This is a genomic window from Micromonospora desertarenae (genome assembly GCF_056150265.1).
In genome coordinates, this window is record NZ_JAXCFQ010000029.1 from 1 (window position 1) to 817 (window position 817).

At 72.6% G+C, this 817-nt stretch carries 1 protein-coding gene and 1 pseudogene; both read left to right on the top strand.

Going from position 1 to position 817, the window contains the following annotated elements; translation table 11 throughout:
• A partial coding sequence (locus SM577_RS31605; protein ID WP_474588699.1) for an SDR family oxidoreductase occupies positions 1 to 375 on the top strand: 375 nt, incomplete at its 5' end.
• A pseudogene (locus SM577_RS31610) lies at positions 372 to 817 on the top strand (glycosyltransferase family 9 protein); the annotation flags it as partial. The gene SM577_RS31605 and the pseudogene SM577_RS31610, both read left to right, overlap by 4 nt.

The window sequence follows — 817 nt, forward strand, 5'->3', positions numbered from 1 at the left end:
GCCGCGGTGATCCGCGCCGCGCTGCCGTTCCTGGAGGCCTCCCGCGGCACCATCGTCACGGTCGCCTCCACGCTGGGCATCAAGGCCGTCAGCGACGCCACCGCCTACTGCGCCGCCAAGTTCGGCGTCGTCGGCTTCACCCGCGCCCTCGCCGCCGAACTCGCCGGCACCATCGGCGTCACCCTGCTCATCCCCGGCGGCATGCGCACCGCCTTCTTCGACGACCGCGACCCCACCTACCAACCCGGCCCCGACGCCATCCTCAACGACCCCGCCGACACCGCCGCCGCCATCATGTTCGCCCTCTCCCAACCCGCCGGCTGCGCCATCCGCGAAATGATCGTCTGCGCCGACCAAGAAACCAGCTACCCGTGATCCTCACCCTCCGCGCCCTCGGCGTCGGCGACCTCGCCACCGCCGTACCCGCCCTCCGCGCCCTCCGCACCGCCCACCCCGACCAGGAACTCACCCTCGCCGCACCCCACTGGCTCACCCCCCTGGTCAACCTCATCGGCGCCATCGACCACCTGATCGACACCCCCGACCTCGACACCCTCACCTGGACCGGCCCACCCCCCGACCTCGCCGTCAACCTGCACGGCCGCGGACCCCAGTCCCACCGACTCCTCCTCGCCACCCGACCCCACCGCCTCCTCGCCCACGCCAACCCCGACGCCGGACACACCGACGGACCCCACTGGCACGACCACGACCACGAAATCGACCGCTGGTGCCGCCTACTCGCCTGGTACGACATCCCCACCGACCGCACCGACCTGCACCTGCACCGCCCCCCACCCGACGGCATCCCGACCGG